This is a genomic window from Rufibacter ruber, from assembly GCF_014138425.1.
In the GTDB taxonomy this organism is placed as follows: Bacteria; Bacteroidota; Bacteroidia; order Cytophagales; family Hymenobacteraceae; genus Nibribacter; species Nibribacter ruber_C.
This window is the reverse complement of record NZ_JACJIQ010000012.1, coordinates 148,550-168,356: the sequence shown is the minus strand read 5'-3', so window position 1 is coordinate 168,356 and position 19,807 is coordinate 148,550. Positions and strand designations below refer to the sequence as shown.

Here is a 19,807-nt window from a genome sequence, read left to right as displayed (position 1 = left end):
GTGCATTCAGGTGTACCTTATCAGCCGGATTTTAAAAGATTCTCCGCCTGATTTTATTGACTTTTAACAGAGTTCATGTTAGGGCAAGTTATTTTATTGTGTCTTCTGATATGAGCGTGTTGTTCTTGTAAAGCTGCTCAACTTTATATTTTGGATAGTAGACAATACGCTTGCCTTCATAGCTGTTGCTCTCAATTTCCTGCTCAATGAATAGTTTTCCATTGGAATCGTATTTCCTGTACTTCCCGTTCGCTTTTCCGTTTTGCAGGTCTGTCAAGGTGAAGCTGTTCTGCCAATGAAAACCAAGTGCAAATCCAGTCTTTGGGTAAGTGACTTTGTCTGGTCTGCCGCTAACGATTTCTTTCCAGTTGGCGCTTATAGATGTGTCCGTTTGGAAAAGTATCCAAGTTGGGCAGCCGTTTGGATTATTAAACTCCTTCATGAATTGGTATAGAGTATTAATGTCGGTAGTCTTTGCTGAAAACAGGTAATAATTATCGCAGGGAGATACGTCTGTACATCTGCTGGAGCATTGCCCTTTGTCCAAGAGCCGGAATGTAGTTTTGCCGATTCTTGTTGTTTCTTTCAAAGATTTTTCCTTTTGGCTGCCAAAGGAATCTGTCAAAAAGTAAAAGGAGACCGTTACGCATAGAACAACTCCTAATGTTAGATACAAGTAGATGCTGTTCTGCCTTTTTTTCATATTATTAATACAAGCTAACGGTCTCGTGCATGAGGCGTGCTAGGCCGTCGGCCGTAGCATGGCTTATGCACAATGTTGGCAGACGTTATTCTTCATTTTCAGCAAGCTCTTCTTCTGTTGGAATTGTTATTTCTACCTTTCCATGAATTCTATCATGGCAGGTCGTACATAATATCATTATGTTTTCAATAGAACTTTTCCCTCCGTCGATATACCTTTCTCTGTGATGATATTCCGCTTCTTTGTAATCCTTAAAGCCACAACCACATAATTTACATGTCTTTTTCACAGCGAATACTGCGATTTTATCTTCATCACTTATTTGCCTTTTGTCGTCAAGTTCCGACAAAGGGAACTTTGCCAAAAACTCTTTAATTAAAATATCTCTGCGGAGTGCGATAATTTTCTCTGACCAACCGCCTCTGACGTTGTCGTAAAATCTTTGATAATTAGGTTTAGACTTTCTAAAGTCCTCATTATAAACTTTGCTATGAAAGTCAATAATGAATTTCTTGAATTTTTCTTCTTGTCCTACTAAAGAATAACTAAGTCGCAATTCTCGTAGCATAGTGTAGACCGCTAATACCCAAGCATGTTTTTCGAGATGCCTGTAGTTCCCCGGCTCTGCAGGAAAACATTTTTCTAAATAGTTTAGAATAGTAATGGCATTCTTGAATTCTTTGGATTTCTTATTCAGTCCTTTATAATTGTCAAAGAAATTGTAGAGTTCTTCAGAGCCGCTTTGCTTTGCTCCGAATTTCTCATAAAATAAAATTCTTGCAGTATCTGGGAATACACCATATCGTTCCTTTGAAACCCCAATAGACTTAGCCATGAATGGATGAGCTGCTAAATCTCTCATGCATTCTACAATTGTACCAGGTTTGGCATTAAGCCTTTCTCCTAAGGACAAAGGTTTTCCCCGCTGAAGCCTAGAGAAAATCAATCTAACTCTTTCATCATCATAATCTTCCATGACATGGAAGTTCAAGTTGTAATTTAAGAAGTTATATTTATCATCATCGTCAAGAGGATTGGCACCATTAAAAGTTTTCCCATCTAACTGCTGTCCAGAGAATTTTTGGTTAAGCTTTATTTTGTTATCATAAAATAAAGAAATACAATTCAGGCGTTGCTGTCCGTCAACGATATAATAGACCTTTTCATCTGATTTATAATTGAGAAAAAAAACAGGCAATGGTTCACTTCTTAAGATGGTATCCACTAAGCATTGTTTGTCTTCATTAGACCAAGCATTATTTGGCCTTTGATATGTGTAGTCAATTTTATACTTGTTTCTATTATTAATAAAGTCTTGAATTGTCATGATTTTTATTGTTTTAATGACTGCCAACGGCTCGTATAAACGACGAGCGAGGCCGTCGGCCGAGGCTTGGTGTTTATACAATGTTGGCAAAAGTAATTTTTCAGTATTTAATTTTATTTAGGTCAGTCTCTACCAAGAAACTTTCTAATTTGTCTAGTTCGTCCTTCAATTCTGGTCTAATCTCTGAATATGCGTTTAGGTACGTCTTTTTTAGTTCCTTAACTTCACTTTTATTGATTATCCATTTGACAAGTAACCCTAAGTGTGGTCTTTTTTCATACCATCCCATGAGCTTACAAAGTTCATTTGGCTGATTATTAAAAATAAAATCTAAATCGGCTAGTGTTCCTGTCTTGAGGAATATTGGCTCAATTGTTTCCTTGTATGCGGAAAATAGTTTTTCGGCGGCTCTACTTATGCTTTCACCCGTATAAAGGCTCTCGAAATCCTCCGCACCGTCAACGTATAGTTCCTCGATATTATGCTTACCTACTAGCTCCGTCTGTAGATAAATATTAATCAGGTCAGAGAACAAAGTCCATTCACTCTTATATTTCTTTCCTGTACCGAAAACTATTGAATATATCTTCTCAAGTAAAAGAAAAGTCTTGGTAAAACTAAGGTAAGCTCCTGTAAGGAACATCGTATTGTGGAATTTGACTTTTACCCTTTCCTGGCCAAATTCAAAGCTCCTTACGAATTCGTTTTTAGATTTATTTAAAACGAATCCCTCATTGGAAAAGCTGTTTTCTAAAGCTAAAAGTAGCCTCTCACTTGGCTTTAAATTCACATCAGTTACCATCATTTTTTTATTTTTGCCAACTACCGTATAACCGTCACAATTACGTTTATCACACCTATAGCCGTACCTAAACATACGGTTTACATCCCGTTTCCGGCGGATAAACGTAATTGCACTGCCGAATATAGGATATAGATCTCTCATAATAAAGCACTTCCCGTTTTCGGCCTCTTTTCCTAAAAACAGCTCAAAAACGCAAGCTTGTATAAACAAAAAAGCGGAGGCAGTTTTCACCGCCTCCGCTCTTCAAAAAATATAATCTCCAGAAAACCACTTACATCAACGTCTCCGGGTTGCCGTCAGTATCTACGATATCGCTCTGGCGCAGCTGCACCGGCTTGGTTTTCTTGCGCAGTTTCAGGTTGAGCATCTCTACGGCCAGTGAGAAGAACATGGCGAAGTAGATGTAGCCTTTCGGGATATGCGCGTGCAGGGCCTCTACCACCAGCATCACGCCAATGAGAATCAGGAACGACAGGGCCAGCATTTTCACCGTTGGGTGGTTGTTCACAAAATCGCTCACGTACTTGGCAAAGGCCAGCATAATCAGCATGGAGATGATCACCGCCACAATCATCACGCTCACGTGGTCTACCAGACCCACGGCCGTCAAGATAGAGTCAAAGGAGAACACAATGTCTACCAGAATAATCTGAATGATGATTTTGCCCATGGTGGCGTTGCCGCCCTTGGCGCCATGCGTACCTTCTTCCTCACCCTCCAGTTTGTTGTGAATCTCAGTGGTACTCTTGGCCAGCAGGAACAAGCCCCCGCCAAACAGGATGATGTCGCGCCAGGAGACGTCAAAGGGCTCGTCCAGCCACGGCAGGTCCCAGGTGAAGAGCGGCTGGTTGGCGTGCACAATGTAACTGATGAACATCAACAGGATGATCCGGAAGACCAGCGCCAGCAGCAAGCCAATGGTGCGGCCCCGGCCCTGCTGCTCGCGCGGCAGGCGTGACACCACAATAGAGATGAACACAATGTTGTCAATGCCCAGCACCACCTCCATGAAGGTAAGCGTGAGCAGACTGAGCCACACATCTGGGCTGGAGAAAATGTCAAACATAGTTTTAGAAGTAGCGGAAGTGCATAACGGCGTGTACGCCTGCCAACTTTAACGCAGCTGGCAGATACGGGTTAAGCCCAGCCATGGGTGTAGAAAGATTTATAGTACAACTACTGATGCCCGCTTACGATTTCATGTTCACAAACTGCAGCGGAATCCCCAGCTCGGCGCGGCGCAGCATGGCAATCACCTCCTGCAGGTCGTCAATCTTCTTCGCGGTTACGCGCACCTGGTCATCCATGATGGCGGGCGTTACCTTCAGCTTGCTGTCTTTGATCAGTTTCACAATCTTCTTGCCGTCTTCCTTGTCAATGCCGGCGCGCACCTTCACGTCTTTCTTGATCATGGGGCCGCTGGGGAAGGCTTCATTGCTGAAATCAAGGGCGGTGGCGTCTATCTGCTGCTTCACAATCTTGCTCAGAATGATGTCTTCAATCTGGCGCAGGCGCATGTCATTTTCAGTGGTGATGTGCACCACGTTGCTCTTCTTGTCCAGCTCCACGCCGCCCTTGGTGTCTCTAAAGTCAAAGCGGGACTGGATTTCTTTCTTTACAGTATTAATGGCGTTGTCCAGGGTTTGCGGATCAACTTTGCTCACAATATCAAATGATGGCATAACAAAAAGATTAGGTTAAATAATGACCGAATCACCGGCATGTCTTGCTTAAAGCCGTACAAACTTAGTAGATTTAGGCGATTTTACGGACAAAGACAAAAACGCAGTCATGCAAATTATCAAGCCCTCTTCGTTTGACGAGTTTGAGCAATATTACCGCTTACGGTATGAAATGTTACGCAAACCCTGGCACCAGCCGGTAGGCAGCGAGCGCGCCGAAGACGATGACCAGGCCGTGCACCTGATGGCTGTGAACGATGACTCCGGCGAAATCATGGGCGGCTGCCGCGTACACCTGGAGACAGACACGGTGGCGCAGCTCCGGTTTTTGGCCGTGGGGCCCAAGTACCAGAACAAACAGGTAGGCCGCCAGCTCCTGCAGAGAGTAGAAGAAGAGGCCCGCCAACTGGGTGCCAAAGAACTGATTGTGCAGGCCCGGGAGTACGCCAGAAACTTCTACAAGCGCAACGGTTTCATAGAAGAACACCCCACCCACCTGCTGTTTGGCGAGGTGCAGCACTACCAGATGCGCAAACCGCTGTAGGAACTTGCCTCACCTGTTTTTGGGCTATTTTTCAGAAAACAGCCTAAAAACAGGTTCCTCGGTTTCTCTGGCACCTCCCTCCTAGCGTTCCCTCCCGTCCTTCTCCCCTGCGGCATCACGGTTGCCAGGGACAGCCGTTCCTTTCTGCTGCTGCTGGGCCAGCACCGCCTGCAGCTCAGCCCTCAACGCCCGCACCTCCTGGTGCAGCTGGTTTATCTGGGCGGCACCGGCAATCTCCGTATCCTGATTCGCCGCGTCACGGTCCAGAAAGAAACTGGCCAGCAGCGCCGTAAAATACCCGAACACGGCAAACCCGTACAGGGCCAGCAGAAAGCATAACGCCCGCCCCTCCGGGGTTTGGGGCCAATATTCGCTGCCCAGGGAGATCAGGATCATGGCCGTCCACCACAGGGCTTCGCCGAAGGCATTTAACCCGTTCTCTGCCTCCCGCTCAAACACGTACATACCCGCAGCGCCCGCCAGCAGCACGGCCAGCGTGAGCGCCAGCATGTAGCCAAAGCCGCGCCGCCCCATAGTGGCCCTCAGGCTTTTCATGCCCCGGTTCAGCGAGCTGAGCACCCGCACCAGCCTGATACCCCGCACCGCCCGTACCGTCCTGAACACCCGTACAAACCGCGCCAGCCTGAATACCCGCAAGGCCGGCACCGCCAGAGAGATCAAGGTCAGCCAGTTGGTTTTCAGGAACGGGAGCTTCTCGGGCGCCAGCACAAACCGCAGCAGAAAGTCCAGAATAAAGACACCCCAGATGCAGTAGTTCACCAGCTCCAGCACCGGCCCCAACCCCCGTATAAACTCTACCACCAGCAGCACCAGCCACACAAACCCCAGCACAATCATAGGTCCTTCCATGGCGTGCTGAATACGGCGCAGCAGTTGCCGCCGCTCTCGGTTCAGGGCTGACTCTACAGGGGGCGGGGTTTCTTTCTCAGGCATACAATAGGCAGGTGTTTCCCTAGCATACGCAGGCCACCGGAGCAGGTATGCACTTAGCGGCTCCGCCGAATACCAACAAAGCATTTCTGTTTTCGGCCTGTTTTCTGGAAAACAGGCCGAAAACAGCTTTCCACCTTGATTCCTGCTTTTGCACAACCATACAGATAAACCTACCCCTCTAAGGAACGGAGTTTTCTCCCATTTAGGTAATGCCCCTGGTTAGAGAGGCAGGAGCATCCCATTGGCTTCTTTTGCTGTTCAGGATTTGCCATCCCCAACCCCAGTACCTCCGGATTTATAATACGGGGCGCTTGCAGATCAAACCACAGAAAAAGCGGTTGCGAATCACCTGCATCCAGTATTCCAATCCCACCAAAGCGTATTTATAGTTTAAAGGAATTTGAGCCGTTCTACCGCCACCTAAAAGCAGACGTTTCTCTTCTTACACATGTTGTTGGCAGGTGCCAGCCCAGTAAAACAAAACAATCACAAACCATTTCATATCAGCAATTTACCGACCGCAAGCTTAACAAAACGGTAACCAAACAATAATCATGGGGCAATAGTGCTGGAGTAGCTTTAACGTATAAATGAGCAGAACTTCTGAGGCCTTACAGGCTACCCGGGAACATGGCACACAAACGCTTCTGCCACCTCTATGTATACTATACGCTCCATGAAAACGATCAAATCTTTCCTGCAAAAAGTAGCCTTCCAGGTACTGGTGTACCGGCTGCATTCTTTCTACTCTCCTTTTAAATTGCACTAAGCACCAACGCCTATGGGTATGAAGAAAGTGAAGCTTCACAGAAAGCGGAAGGTAGACGTGGTGGTGATCTCTGATGTACACTTGGGCACGTACGGCTGCCACGCCAAAGAACTGCTGGCCTACCTCAAAAGCATTAAACCCAAAAAGATCATCCTCAACGGGGATATCATTGACATCTGGCAGTTCAGCAAAAACTACTGGCCCACCTCCCACATGCAGGTGGTCAAGTACCTTACCGGCTTAATTGCCAAAGGCGTGCAGGTCACCTACATCACGGGCAACCATGATGAGATGCTGCGCAAGTTTGTGGGCTTCAAGCTGGGTTCCTTCAGTATTCAGAACAAAGAGGTGCTGGAGTTGGACGGGCAAAAGGCCTGGATCTTCCACGGTGATGTCTTTGACGTGACCATGAAGCACTCCAAATGGCTGGCCCGGCTGGGGGCCCACGGCTATGACCTGCTCATCCTGCTCAACAGCCTGGTCAATTTCATATGCCATAAACTGAACCGAAACAAAGTCTCTTTCTCCAGGAGCATCAAAAACCGGGTAAAGAGCGCGGTAAAATTCATCAATGACTTTGAACAGGTCTGCGCCGAGATTGCCATAGAAAACCAGTTCCAGTATGTGGTCTGCGGCCATATTCACCAACCGGAGATCAGGGAAATCACCAACGGCAAAGGCGCTGTCACCTACCTCAACTCCGGTGACTGGGTGGAGAACCTCACCGCCCTGGAGTATTATGATGGCAAGTGGCACCTCTACCGGCACCAGGAAGACGCCGCCGCGCCCCAGGACCTTCACCACCTGGAAGATGTTACCGCAGAGTCTTTAGACACCAATCAGCTGTTCCTGAACCTGATCTCAGAATTTAACCTAAAACGGGCTTGAGAATTTTATATGCCATACAAGGCACGGGCAACGGCCACCTGAGCCGCGCCCTAGACATTGTCCCCCTGCTCCAGAAACGGTGCCAGCTAGACATTCTGGTGAGCGGCTGCCAGGCAGATCTGGTCTTGCCCTTTGAGGTGAAATATAGATGCCATGGCCTGAGCTTCATCTTCGGGAAGAAAGGGGGCGTGAACTTTGTCAAGACTTTTGCCCAGCTCCAGACCAAGGTATTTTATGAGCAGGTGCGGGACCTTCCCGTAGAGGACTATGATCTGGTCATCTCTGACTTTGAACCCATCTCGGCGTGGGCCTGCTATTTTAAGAAGAAGCCGTGCGTGGCCCTGAGCCACCAAAGTGCAGTATTGGACCCTAAGGCACCCCAGCCCAAGAAAGACGATTATCTGGGCAGGTTTATCCTGAAAAACTACGCGCCCGCCACGGCCCATTACGGTTTCCATTTTGAGCGATTTTCTAAAAATACCTTTACGCCGGTCATCCGCTCGCAGGTGCGGGAGCTGGAGCCCACTAACCAAGGCCACTATACCGTTTACCTACCGGCCTATGAAGATGAGGTACTCCTCAAAAAACTTTCTTCTTTTCAGGATGTAAAGTGGGAGGTTTTCTCCAAGCACAACCAGTCTCCTATCCGGCAAGGCAACATTCACATTAAGCCCATTAACAATGAGCAGTTTGTGCAGAGCATGGCCAGCAGTGCGGGCGTCCTGTGCGGGGCGGGCTTTGAAACACCCGCCGAGGCACTGTATCTACAGAAAAAGCTGCTGGTGGTGCCCATGAAACGCCAGTATGAGCAGCATTGCAATGCCGGCGCGCTGGCCGCCATGGGCGTGCCGGTGATCAAGAGCCTCAAGTCAAAACATCTCCCCACCATTGCCGAATGGCTGGCACACGGCCAGGTAATTCCCGTACACTACCCCAATGAGACGGAGCAGATCATTGACCTGGTGTTAGAAACCCACGCCGTTCCGGCCGTAGTACACCCATAAAAGCCGCAGGTAGATTCTTTCGGCTTTTACCACAATTTACCCTTTACCTACAGACCCACGGGCCACTCCGGCATGGACAACGAAGCAGCAGCAAATCAAGAAGATTCCCCCTTACAGAAAGAAGATTTCGGGCAAGAATTTAAATGGGGCGTCTCAACGGCAGCCTACCAGATAGAGGGAGCCCACACCGCCGATGGCAAAGGCGCCTCCATCTGGGACGAGTTCACCCAGCGGAAAGGCAAAATCCAGCGGGGGCACCACGCTAACCACACCTGTGACTTCTATAACCGCTACCCGCAGGACTTAGACCTCCTGCAGGCCCTGCATATTCCCTGCTTCCGGTTTTCCTTCTCGTGGCCCAGAATTATTCCTGAAGGCACCGGTGCCGTGAACACAAAGGGATTAGACTACTATGACCGCCTGCTGGACAACTGCCTGCAACGGAACATTGAACCGTGGGTCACCCTTTACCACTGGGACTTACCGGCGGCTCTGGAGAAACGCGGCGGCTGGGCTAACCGTGACATTGTGGGCTGGTTTCAGGAGTACGCTGCTTTGTGCGCCCAGAAGTTTGGCGACAGGGTCAAGCACTGGATGGTGCTCAACGAGCCCATGGCCTTTGTAGGAGCGGGCTACTTCTTAGGCGTGCACGCCCCCGGCCGCCGTGAACTTGGGGCCTTTCTGGCCGCCACCCACCACGCCAGCCTCTGCCAGGCCGAGGGCGGCAGAATTTTAAAGCAACTCCTGCCGCACGCCCAAATAGGCACCACCTTCTCCTGCTCCCATCTGGAGCCTTACCGCCCGCTGGAGCGTGACCGCAACGCCACCCGCCGGGTAGATGCCCTCCTGAACCGCCTGTTCATTGAGCCTTCGCTGGGGTTAGGGTATCCCGTGGCTGATGTACCTTACCTGCGCCGCATAGAAAAGTATTTCGCCCCTGGCGATGAAGCGCGTCTGGCTTTTGACTTTGATTTCATTGGCCTGCAGAACTACACCCGCGAGCTGGTCAGATACTCCTTCTTCACTCCCTTCCTGCAAGCCAAACTGGTACCCGCGCCCAAGCGTAAAGTTCCGCACACGGTCATGAAGTGGGAGATTCATCCGGAGGCCATCTATCAGGTTCTTAAAAAATACAGCGCGTACACCGGTGTGAAGAAAATCATCATCACCGAGAATGGGGCAGCGTTCCCAGACACCGTGGTGTACGGAAAGGTGCATGACCTCCAGCGGAAACAGTACCTGCAGGACCACCTGCAGCAGGTACACAGAGCCAAGCAGGAAGGCGTGAACGTGCAAGGATACTTTGTCTGGTCGTTCACAGACAATTTTGAGTGGGCAGAGGGTTATCACCCGCGCTTCGGGTTGGTGTACGTTGACTTTGAGACCCAGCAACGCATTGTCAAAGCGTCCGGCCAATGGTACAGCCAGTTTCTGCAACCCTGATTCCTGAAAAATATCCCCGTTCGCTCACAAGTGTTACCGAAGGGTTACCGGAAGATGAAGCCAGACAATACTTTTCTTCATCTTTCGCGTTAAATCAACCGGCTACATCAACTTTCTGTTAAGCTTTGTTTTGGCTTGTTCCAGCCGGTGGCAGGAGCTTAGCTTTGCACTGTTTGTTTGTAGAAAATGATTAGGACACAGTCGGCAGCTCTCTAGCTGCCGTTTGTGTTTACAAGGAGTACCCCTTAAACTTTCAATTACTATAGGCGCTTCCTGCACCTATCCACCTTTCCTATACTTACCCTACAGGAATCCACAGGCTGTATTTTGCTTGCCTTGAGAAGTTACCTCCAGAATACATTACAGTTGTCTCCTATAAATGACCAGATAAACATTAGGCACGCGTGGACCGGCAGGTGTAAACATCCCCCTGCGCCCCCTTCAAAGGGGGAGTATCTACTAGAGTTGTAAGTCACGGAAGTAACTTCCGCGCCATAGAAGTAAAGTAAATGTTTCATTTTGCGTTTTGGGGCTGTTTTCCGGAAAACAGCCCCAAAACGCAAACCTCCTCATCAGTGCCTGCGGGAGCGGGCGACGCAGAAGCCGCAGGCGCCGAGGAGCTTAGCGGGAGCACGGACAGACGGCTGAAGTTAGCAGTGCCCGCGGTGGCAATGGAACAGACAGCCCCGGGACAGGTGGGAAAACAAATGAAGCCCCTCCTGTCTGAGCGGCAGCGAGTCAGGGGCTTCTTGATTCTTTTGGTTAGGTTGAATATCAAGAATCAACGTGACAAACCTAAGCAGAGAGAAACAGCAGTTTGAGGCTTGGTTGGAACGGGAGTGGGAGCAACTGCTTTTGAGCTGAATGGCATTGGAATCTCTGTAAACTCAAATTACAAAAGAAGGATCAGCAATGCGTATTAACCCACCCCTACCCCTCCGAGGCGGAGAATAATCATCAATGTGTACACTCCTGTGCAAATAGCCACTTTCATCAACTTCAAAGGCAAATATCAGCCAAAGCCCCATTCTATCTTCCTGTTTTCAGCCTGTTTTTCAAAAAACAGCCCAAAAACGCACTTCTTATTGTAGTTACCCTACATATATGTAACCACGGCTATATGAGTTGAGTACAAGTAGCATCACAGGATTTTACCAGCCTATTCACCTTGTCTACGCACGCATTTAAGAAATATACCTTGGGCACCCTCAAAGTGCTCCTCTGGATCATTGGCATTATTCTGGCCTTGGTGCTCCTGCTGTTGGTGGCACTGCAGTTTCCCACAGTACAGGACTTTGCCGCCCGCAAAGCCGAAAACTATCTGCAAGGCAAAATTGGCACCGAGGTGCGCATTGGCAAGTTCCGGAGCGACTTCCGCAAAGACATCCTGCTGGAAGACGTGTACCTGGAAGACCAGAAAGGCGACACCCTCTGGTACTCAGAACATCTGGCAGCCAACCTGGACCTCTTCGGGCTCATTAAATCAAATGTGGCGCTCCACTCCCTGGAGCTGCACAACGCCACGCTGCATGTGCAGCGCACCCTGCCAGACAGCACCTTCAACTTTGACTACATTCTGGCCGCCTTCGCCACCACCCCGCCAGACACCACCGTCACAGACACCACCAGTGCCGGCTTTACCTATGACATTGGCACCATTGACCTGCAGAACATCTACCTCACCTACCGTGACCAGGTGAACGGCCAGAACGTGGCCACCCGCGTGGGGGCATTGAACGTGAAAATGGACGAGCTGGACCTTACCAAGGAAATCTACCGTATTGAGAACATCGCGCTGCGTGACACGTGGGTAGACATGGTGCAGACCAAGGTTCCGCCAGAGGGCGAACAGGAACCGCTTACCATGCAGTTCGGGCTGAACACGGTGGCCCTGGACCGCGTGAAACTCAAGTACCGCAACGGCGTGGCCCGGCAATTCATAGACGTGAACCTGGGCAAGGCGCGGCTAGACGCCGATAACATTGACCTGCAGAAAACCCGCATTGACCTGGCCAGCCTGGAGCTGCACAACAGCACCCTGGCCTACGCCCAAAACGCCGACATGCCCGCTGAGTACCGCGTGGTCAACCCCAAAGAAGCCATTGAGGCGCTGGAAGAAGCCGTGGAGAAAACCGGCCAGCCGGCCAACTGGGTGGTTACGCTGGACAACCTGAACATCACAGGTGTAGATGCGGTTTTTGACAACTATGACCAGCCCCGCCAGGCCCGGGGCATGGACTATAACCACCTGCAGGCCCGCAACCTGAACGTACAGCTCAATGATCTGTTCTTCAGCAACAACCGCACCACCGCCCAGCTGGAGAACCTGAGTTTTCAGGAGAAGAGCGGGTTTCAGGTGCAGCAGTTCACCGCCGGCATTCTGTTTGACTCGGTACAGACCGAACTCACTGATTTAGTTCTGCAAACCGGCAACAGCCGCATTGCCCGCCGCCTCAAAGTAGGCTACCCGTCACTGGAAACTGCCGCAGATGACCTGAGCAAACTCACCCTGAGCGCAGATTTTCAGAACACCTACATTGGCTTTGAAGACATTGCCCTGCTGCAACCCGCCTTGGCCAAACAGCCGCCGTTGGCGGGCAACCTGAACCAGAGCGTGCGCCTGAGCGGGCAGGTAGACGGCCGTATGGACAACCTCTTGGTAAATAACCTGCGGGTGAGCGGTTGGCGCAATACAGAACTGGCCGCCAGCGGAAGAATACGAGGCTTGCCCAACATGGAGAACCTGCTGGCCAACGTAAAGATCAACCGGTTCCACACCACCGCCGCAGACATCAAATCATTATTGCCGGCCGGTACGTTGCCCGCCAACATTACGCTGCCGCCGTCCATAGACCTGGAGGGTACCTTCAGCGGCAGCACCACCGCATTTGATGTGAATGCCACCTTGCGCACCAGCTTCGGGAATGCCGTGGCCAACATTGACATGGAACCGGGCCGGGCGCCGGGCCAGGAACGTATTCAGGGCAACGTGCGCCTTCTGCGCTTTGACGTAGGCAAACTGATTCAAAATCCGGCCTTGGGCCGAGCTACGTTGGTAGCCAACATCAACGGCACCGGTCTGGCCCCTGAGAACATGGTGGCCCGCATAGACGGGGCCGTGCAGAGCCTGGAGTACAACGGCTACGCCTACCGCAACATTGACCTGGATGTAGATGTAAACCGCAACCGCTATGACATCAAAGCCCTCAGCAGCCGTGATGAGAACATTGCCTTCAGCCTGAACGGGGTAGTGAACCTGCGCGGGGAGCAGCCTGATTTTCAGGTGGCCGCTAACATCAGCCACATTGATTTTCAAGCCATCAAGCTATATGGTGAGGATTTACGCTTGCGCGGAAGAATTGAGGCCAACATGACGGGGGCAGATGCCAACAGCCTCAACGGAACCGTGGTGGCCTATGACGCGGCCGTGACCACAAACAACCAACTCATTCCCATTGACACGTTGAACCTGGCGCTGGTGCAGCGGCCGGGGCAGACACAGGTACGTCTGTTATCTGACATCTTAACCGCCAACCTTGACGGCAACATTGCCCTGGGCAATCTGGCGCCGGAGCTTATCAACCACATCAGCCGGTACTATGACATGGGCAACGGCCCCTACCGGGCATCGGCTACGCCGCAGCAGTTTACGTTTGGCATGGCGCTGCACAAGCCCAGAGTCATTGCCGCCTTTGTACCGGGGCTCAGGAGAATTCAGCTGGACACGCTCTACGGTTCTTATGACAGCCGAACCGCCAACTTAGAGGTGCACGGCCTGTTGCCGCGCATCAGGTACAGCGGCTACCGGTTAGACTCGCTCACCCTGAATGTAGACTCCAACCCTGACCAATTGAATTATGCGGTAAGGGCAGAACGGGTGCGGCAGGATACCACCTTCAGGGTGAACAACCTTGTGCTGGCCGGCAACGTGCAAGACAACATAGTGGCGGCCAGGGCGGCTAACATGAGCGCCGGGGGCGAAGAAGAAACCGCCATTGGCGTGCAGTTAAAGCAGTTGGCCAACGCCCTTGAGGTGAACATCTCGCCAGACCTGGTGATCAACCGGGATAAGTGGGCAGTATCACCAAACAATTTTGTGCGCTATTATACCGCCTCAGGCGCGGTGGTGGCCAATAATCTGCAGCTGTCTAACGGGCCGCAGTCCATTGCGCTGCAAAGCCAGAACCCCAACAACCAGAATTCGCCGCTCAACGTGAATATCCAGAACCTGGACCTTGGGTACTTAGCCCGCGCCGTCACACAAGATGACAGTCTGCTGGCCGGGCAACTGAACGGGCAAGCCACTATCAATGACCTGGCCGGCACCATGAGTTTCACCGCTGACATGGACCTGACGGGGCTCCGCTACCAGAACAACCCCGTGGGTGATATTGCTGTTGAAGCGCGTAACACCACCGCTAACCGCTATGACGTGAACGCCCGCCTTACCGGCAACGGCAACAATGTAGCGGTGACGGGTTATTATCTGGCCACTGAAGGTCAGCCTATGTCTTTTGATGTAACCTTAGACCAGTTGAATCTGGCCAGCGTGCAACCGTTCACCCAAGGCATGCTCAAAGACATGAGCGGCGGTTTAGGCGGTACGGTGGCAGTGAGGGGCAGCGCCAGCAGCCCAAATATTCAGGGGGATCTGCAGTTCCAGAACGCCTCTTTCAACGTAGCCATGCTCAACTCCACCTACCGCATTCCAGATGAGCGGCTGGTGGTGAACAATGAAGGCATTCAGTTTAACCAGTTCTCCCTGGTTGACTCTTTGGGCAATGAGGCGGTGATCAACGGGGCCATTCTCACCACCAATTTCATTGACTACCGCTTTAACCTGCGGGCCACCACAGATAACTTCCTGGCCATGAACAGCACCGCGGCCGACAACCCGCTGTACTACGGCACCGTGTTCCTGGACAGTGACACCCGCATTACCGGCGACCTGAACGTGCCCGTGATCAACACCAACGTGAAAGTGGCGCCTAACTCCACCTTCACCTACGTGATGCCAGATGAGCCCACCAGCGTGAACCGCGAAGGCATTGTGGTCTTTGTAGACGTTGACAGTACCCGTAACCGCCGCCTGAGAAGGCAGAAAGAACTAGACACGCTAGATGCCGAGGTGTCAGGGATTGAGATGGCCATGACCCTGGAGCTCACAGATGAAACACCTATCAACGTGATTGTAGACCCCAACGCCGGTGACCAACTCACCATCAGGGGCAACACTACTTTGAATCTGGGCTATGACGTGACAGAGAACATCACGCTCACCGGCCGCTTTGACGTAACCGAGGGCTCGTATGAGATGAGCCTGTATGAGCTGGTGGAACGACGTTTTGAATTCTCGCCAGAAAGTTACGTGGTCTGGACGGGAGACCCGTACACCCCAGATGTCAACGTCACGGCAATCTACAAGGTAGATGCCGCGCCGTATGAGCTCATTGCCAACCAAGATCCTAATCCGGCACCGCAGTTCCGGCAGAAGATGCCGTTTGAGGTACACCTGAACATGTCTGGTGAACTGATGAACCCTGCCATTTCCTTCAGCATTGCGATGGAAGAAAACGCCCGCGGCGATGCCGAGATAGAGGCCCGTCTGGAACAGTTGAACCAGCCCACGCAGGAGTCTGAGCGTACCAAGCAGGTATTCTCATTGCTGGTACTGGGTAGGTTCATGGCACCAGACCCGCTGGCCTCGTCGGGCGGCGGTGGCATCAACAGCGCCCTGCGCGGCAGCGCCAGCAAGGTACTCTCAGACCAGCTGAACAACCTCACCGGGAAATACCTGGGCGGACTTGGACTAGATCTGGGGCTGAACACCTATGATGACTATTCTACCGGCGAAGGGCAAAGCCGCACTGATCTGAACGTGGCGCTGCAGCAGCTGCTGCTCAATGACCGGCTCACCGTGCGCTTCGGGACAGACATCAACCTGGAGGGCAGCGGCCAGAGTTCAGCCTCTGGTGCCAGCGGCTTTGCCGGTGACGTGCTGGTGGAGTACTCGGTGCTGCCAGACGGCAGGCTGCGGCTGCGGGCGTTCCGTCAGAATTCATATGAGGGCTTCTTAGACGGGCAGTTGCAGCGCACGGGCCTCTCCCTCATCTTCGTCAAAGACTATGACAACCTAGCTGAACTTTTCAAAAACACAGGCAAAGCAAAATAATGACCCTGACCTTCTTCCATAATCGTTCCCGCGCTGCCGCCGCCTCTTGCACCGGTGCCCTTTTTCTGGCGCTCCTGCTGCTGGCGGGCTGTAGCGGCATTAAAAGTGTTCCGCAGGGCGATTATCTCTACACTGGCGGTGATATCAAAGTCACCTCGCCTTACCCGGAAACAGACACCAAAGCGGCAGAGGCAGAATTGGCAGACGCCATCAGGCCCAAGCCGAACACCTCTTTTTTAGGTATGCGTCCCAAGCTGGCCATCTACAGCGCCATGGGCGGCAACAAGGAAACCAAAGGCATCAAGAACTGGATCAAAACCCGTCTGGGGGAGCCGCCGGTACTGTTGAGTGAGGCGTATCCGGCCCGCGTGCGCAGCCAAATGATCAACCGGCTGTACAACATTGGTTATTTCCAGCCAGAGCTGGCCCACACCGTTGACAGCACCAGCAAGCGCAAGATGGCGCAGGTGCACTATACCGCCACGGTGGGCAAACAATATACCATTCAGCAGATCCAGTACCCGCAGGGGCAGGACAGCCTGGCCATCAGGATCAGGGCTACCGAGCCGCAGAGCCTGCTCAAGGTCAACAACCCGTACAACCTGGAGACGCTCATTGCCGAACGCATACGCATTGATGCCGCGCTCAAGGAACAGGGCTACTTCTTCTTTGACGAAGGCTACCTCATCTTTCACGTAGACAGCACCCAGCAGAACAAGGTGAACATTTATGTGCGTATCAAAGAAGACGCCCCAGACAAGGCGTTGATTCCCTACAAATACAACCAAGTCTCTGTCTTTTCAGATTACTCTATTGGTGACAGCCTGGGCTCCGCTTCGTTACCCCCGGTGCAGTTTGAAGACTATCTGTATTACCCAGATGAGAAGACGTTCAAAGCCAAGGCCATTCTTAACGCGGTGTTTATCAAGAATGACGATTACTACTCCCGCAGAAGGCACCTGCAGACCATTAACCGTCTCATGGACCTGGGCACGTTTAAGTTTGCCGAGGTGCGGTTTGAGCCTCTGGATTCTGTGGGCACCAACGGCCTGCTCAACGCAGACATTCTCCTGACCCAAGCCAAGAAGAAATCTGTTAGGGCCGAGGTGCAGATGGTGACCAAGTCAAACGGCTACGCCGGGCCGGGCATCAACATCAACTTTAGGAACCGGAACGCCCTGCGCGGCGCAGAACTGCTCATGCTCAACCTGGTGGCCTCGTTTGAGAACCAGACCAGCGGCACCGCCGAACGCCCCGCCGGCCTCACCTCCTATGAGTTTGGGGCAGACGCCGAAATGCAGATCCCGCGCATCATCTCACCGTTTGACATCAGGATCTCCAACAGCATGTACCAGCCGCGTACGCGGTTCATGGCCGGTTTCCGGTTCATTGACCGCCGCGAATACTTCCAGCAGAACTCGTTTAACTTTGAGTACGGCTACTCCTGGAAACAGCGCGCCACCACAGAGATCCAGATCAACCCGGTGCAGGTCATGTTTGCCCGTCTGGTTGACTCTACTGAGGCATTCAGCAGAATCTTGCGTGACCGCCCGTTCCTGGCCCGCAGCTTTGACCAGCAGTTCATCATTGGCGGTAACTACCGGTTCACCTATAACACCCAGGGCATACAGGGGCGCAAGCACCAGTTCTACATCAGCCCCGGCATTGACCTCTCCGGCGGCTTGTGGGGTTTGTTTTTCAGGGCCAAGAATGGCCGACCGGCAGATCCGGAAGACCCTAACACATTGGCCGGCCAAGCCATTTCGCAGTACGTGAAGACAGACCTGGAGACCCGCTATTATTTCAACATTACAGACAAACTGGTGCTGGCCACCCGCCTGATTGGCGGCGTGGGTATTCCCTACGGAAACTCTACCGTGCTGCCGTACATCAAGCAATATGGTATTGGGGGCCCCAACAGTATCAGGGCGTTCCCCGCCCGCGGCATTGGCCCCGGGGTGTATGAGCCCACCCGCAACCTGAACACAGATGATCCCGTGGCGCAGAGCTTCTCGTTCTTTGACCAGACCGGTGACATACGTATTGAAGGCAACGCCGAATTCCGGTTCCCGCTCCTGGACCCGTACCTGAAAGGGGCTGTTTTTGTAGACGCCGGTAACGTCTGGTTGATCAATGAAGATCCAGACCGCCCAGGCGCCAAGTTCTCCGGCAACTTCATGAGTCAGCTGGCCGTGGGCGCCGGCGCCGGGGTGCGGGTTGACGTGCAGTTTTTTGTGCTTCGGTTTGATCTGGCCTTCCCGCTCCGGGACCCCAACTACCCCAACAACGACCGCCCCAAAAGCGGCCTCTTTGGCAGCGGTGTGCTAAACCTGGCCATTGGCTATCCTTTCTAGACCTGCTGCTTTGCGTTAAGACACAAGTCTGTTTTGGGGCTGTTTTTCAGAAAACAGCCCCAAAACAGACTTTACCTCATACCTGGCAGACAGGGCAGAAGTACGTGGCGCGGCCGCCCACATACTCTTTCTCAATGCGGCTCTGGCAGTGCGGGCAGTGCAGGTGGGCTTCTGCTACCGGTGAGGCGGGTGCGGTGTCCCATTCGCGGGCGTGAATGAGGTAGTGGGCGGGAAAATCGCGGTAGATAGCCTCTGCCTGTACGGCGGTTTCCAGCACTTCCCTGATAGCGGCGGCCAGGCGATCAATTTCCTCTGCGCTCAGGCGGTTGGCGGGGCGCTCGGGGTGCAGGCGGGCCTGGAACAGAACTTCATCGGCAATCCAGTTGCCCACGCCGGGGGCAATGCGCTGGTCCAGCAGCAGGGGTTTGATGGGCGCTTTCTTGTTGGCCAAGCCTTTGGCCAATTCTTCAGCGGTGAGGGTGAGCGCGTCTGGCCCCAGTTTCTTCTGCTTTCTGAACTCGTCTACGCTCTGCGTGAGACCCAGCCGGCCAAACTTGCGGGAGTCTACAAAGGCAAACCTGAACCCGTTCTGGAAAAGGAAAACGGCCCGGGCAAAACGGGGCGTCTCGGCGGCATCACGGTAATAGGCCACATCACCCGTCATCCCGAAGTGCATGGTCACGAGCACGCCTTTCTCTGTCTCCAGAAACAGCTGCTTGCCAATGCGGTGGGTGCCGGTGAACTGGTTGCCAATCAAAGCCCGCCTAAATTCGTCCAAATCTACCTGCAGCTGGCGGTTGGGGTCTTGCACCTCCACTTCGGCAATGGGTTGGCAGAGGCAGGTTTCATCAATAAAACGGCGGTAGGTTTCTACTTCGGGTAGTTCAGGCATGGCGGCAGGAATTACGTTTTTGGCCTGTTTTTCAGAAAACAGGCCGAAAACAGCTTCTGGTTGAACAGGCAAATCTGCTGAATGTTACGCAAAAAGTGTTGTTACGTGCACCGCAGCCCCTCCCCCATCCTGAGTTTCTGCCCCCGGTTCCCCGCATAGCCGTTCCGTCTTATTTTTCGGCAGTGCCGCAACGGGTGGCGCGGCAGACAGGCGCGGCCACGCACGTTGAGAATACCGCTCTTGAAGAATCATGGCGCACCCGCAAAGCCA

Annotated in this window: 13 protein-coding genes; 6 read left to right on the top strand and 7 right to left on the bottom strand. The window is 52.2% G+C overall.

The window, feature by feature from the left end; translation table 11 throughout:
• Positions 1-88 precede the first annotated feature (88 nt).
• From FHS90_RS14820 to FHS90_RS14800, 5 genes are all read right to left on the bottom strand, one after another.
• Entirely contained in the window at positions 89-703 is a 615-nt protein-coding gene (locus FHS90_RS14820) for a toxin-antitoxin system YwqK family antitoxin (RefSeq protein ID WP_182513632.1), read from the bottom strand.
• Between the two features lie 85 nt (positions 704-788).
• Positions 789-2,030, bottom strand: a complete 1,242-nt coding sequence (locus FHS90_RS14815) for a GmrSD restriction endonuclease domain-containing protein (protein ID WP_182513631.1) — start codon at positions 2,028-2,030, stop codon at positions 789-791.
• A 100-nt stretch (positions 2,031-2,130) separates the two neighbouring features.
• Positions 2,131-2,976 carry a hypothetical protein gene (locus FHS90_RS14810; protein ID WP_182513630.1) on the bottom strand — a complete coding sequence of 282 codons (846 nt, stop codon included), beginning with the start codon at positions 2,974-2,976 and terminating at the stop codon, positions 2,131-2,133.
• 130 nt (positions 2,977-3,106) lie between these two features.
• On the bottom strand, positions 3,107-3,901 hold the full coding sequence (locus FHS90_RS14805) for a TerC family protein (protein ID WP_182513629.1): 795 nt from the start codon (positions 3,899-3,901) through the stop codon (positions 3,107-3,109).
• A 124-nt stretch (positions 3,902-4,025) separates the two neighbouring features.
• Positions 4,026-4,517, bottom strand: coding sequence for a YajQ family cyclic di-GMP-binding protein (locus FHS90_RS14800; protein ID WP_066836859.1), 492 nt, complete (start codon positions 4,515-4,517; stop codon positions 4,026-4,028).
• Between the two features lie 109 nt (positions 4,518-4,626).
• Between FHS90_RS14800 and FHS90_RS14795 the strand changes: the two genes are divergently transcribed.
• Positions 4,627-5,061 (top strand): GNAT family N-acetyltransferase, encoded by a 435-nt coding sequence (locus FHS90_RS14795; protein ID WP_066836856.1) that lies wholly within the window; start codon positions 4,627-4,629, stop codon positions 5,059-5,061.
• An 81-nt stretch (positions 5,062-5,142) separates the two neighbouring features.
• Here FHS90_RS14795 and FHS90_RS14790 read toward each other — a convergent pair whose 3' ends face one another.
• Positions 5,143-6,015 carry an ion transporter gene (locus tag FHS90_RS14790; RefSeq protein WP_182513628.1) on the bottom strand — a complete coding sequence of 291 codons (873 nt, stop codon included), beginning with the start codon at positions 6,013-6,015 and terminating at the stop codon, positions 5,143-5,145.
• Positions 6,016-6,802: 787 nt separating this feature from the next.
• Between FHS90_RS14790 and FHS90_RS14785 the strand changes: the two genes are divergently transcribed.
• The 5 genes from FHS90_RS14785 to tamL all read left to right on the top strand — a co-directional run bounded on the left by FHS90_RS14785 (position 6,803) and on the right by tamL (position 18,645).
• Positions 6,803-7,672 carry a UDP-2,3-diacylglucosamine diphosphatase gene (locus tag FHS90_RS14785; RefSeq protein WP_182513627.1) on the top strand — a complete coding sequence of 290 codons (870 nt, stop codon included), beginning with the start codon at positions 6,803-6,805 and terminating at the stop codon, positions 7,670-7,672.
• Positions 7,669-8,676, top strand: coding sequence for a glycosyltransferase family protein (locus FHS90_RS14780; protein ID WP_182513626.1), 1,008 nt, complete (start codon positions 7,669-7,671; stop codon positions 8,674-8,676). The genes FHS90_RS14785 and FHS90_RS14780 overlap by 4 nt, the downstream gene beginning before the upstream one ends.
• Positions 8,677-8,748: 72 nt before the next feature.
• Complete coding sequence (locus tag FHS90_RS14775; RefSeq protein WP_182513625.1) at positions 8,749-10,119, top strand: GH1 family beta-glucosidase; 1,371 nt, start codon at positions 8,749-8,751, stop codon at positions 10,117-10,119.
• 1,168 nt (positions 10,120-11,287) lie between these two features.
• Positions 11,288-16,291, top strand: coding sequence for a translocation/assembly module TamB domain-containing protein (locus FHS90_RS14770; protein ID WP_182513624.1), 5,004 nt, complete (start codon positions 11,288-11,290; stop codon positions 16,289-16,291).
• Positions 16,291-18,645: a translocation and assembly module lipoprotein TamL gene (gene tamL, locus FHS90_RS14765; protein WP_182513623.1), complete on the top strand. Its 2,355-nt coding sequence runs from the start codon at positions 16,291-16,293 to the stop codon at positions 18,643-18,645. Before FHS90_RS14770 ends, tamL begins: the two co-directional genes overlap by 1 nt.
• Positions 18,646-18,721: 76 nt before the next feature.
• Here the strand turns inward: tamL and mutM are convergent, their stop codons facing one another.
• Positions 18,722-19,537 carry a DNA-formamidopyrimidine glycosylase gene (gene mutM, locus FHS90_RS14760; protein WP_066836880.1) on the bottom strand — a complete coding sequence of 272 codons (816 nt, stop codon included), beginning with the start codon at positions 19,535-19,537 and terminating at the stop codon, positions 18,722-18,724.
• Positions 19,538-19,807 lie beyond the last annotated feature (270 nt).

What these genes read in the sequence shown, in the direction of transcription:
- FHS90_RS14820 (WP_182513632.1), bottom strand. Translation starts at nt 703, where the DNA reads ATGAAAAAAAGGCAGAACAGCATCTACTTGTATCTAACATTAGGAGTT.
- FHS90_RS14815 (WP_182513631.1), bottom strand. Translation starts at nt 2,030, where the DNA reads ATGACAATTCAAGACTTTATTAATAATAGAAACAAGTATAAAATTGAC.
- FHS90_RS14810 (WP_182513630.1), bottom strand. Translation starts at nt 2,976, where the DNA reads ATGAGAGATCTATATCCTATATTCGGCAGTGCAATTACGTTTATCCGC.
- FHS90_RS14805 (WP_182513629.1), bottom strand. Translation starts at nt 3,901, where the DNA reads ATGTTTGACATTTTCTCCAGCCCAGATGTGTGGCTCAGTCTGCTCACG.
- FHS90_RS14800 (WP_066836859.1), bottom strand. Translation starts at nt 4,517, where the DNA reads ATGCCATCATTTGATATTGTGAGCAAAGTTGATCCGCAAACCCTGGAC.
- FHS90_RS14795 (WP_066836856.1), top strand. Translation starts at nt 4,627, where the DNA reads ATGCAAATTATCAAGCCCTCTTCGTTTGACGAGTTTGAGCAATATTAC.
- FHS90_RS14790 (WP_182513628.1), bottom strand. Translation starts at nt 6,015, where the DNA reads ATGCCTGAGAAAGAAACCCCGCCCCCTGTAGAGTCAGCCCTGAACCGA.
- FHS90_RS14785 (WP_182513627.1), top strand. Translation starts at nt 6,803, where the DNA reads ATGAAGAAAGTGAAGCTTCACAGAAAGCGGAAGGTAGACGTGGTGGTG.
- FHS90_RS14775 (WP_182513625.1), top strand. Translation starts at nt 8,749, where the DNA reads ATGGACAACGAAGCAGCAGCAAATCAAGAAGATTCCCCCTTACAGAAA.
- tamL (WP_182513623.1), top strand. Translation starts at nt 16,291, where the DNA reads ATGACCCTGACCTTCTTCCATAATCGTTCCCGCGCTGCCGCCGCCTCT.
- mutM (WP_066836880.1), bottom strand. Translation starts at nt 19,537, where the DNA reads ATGCCTGAACTACCCGAAGTAGAAACCTACCGCCGTTTTATTGATGAA.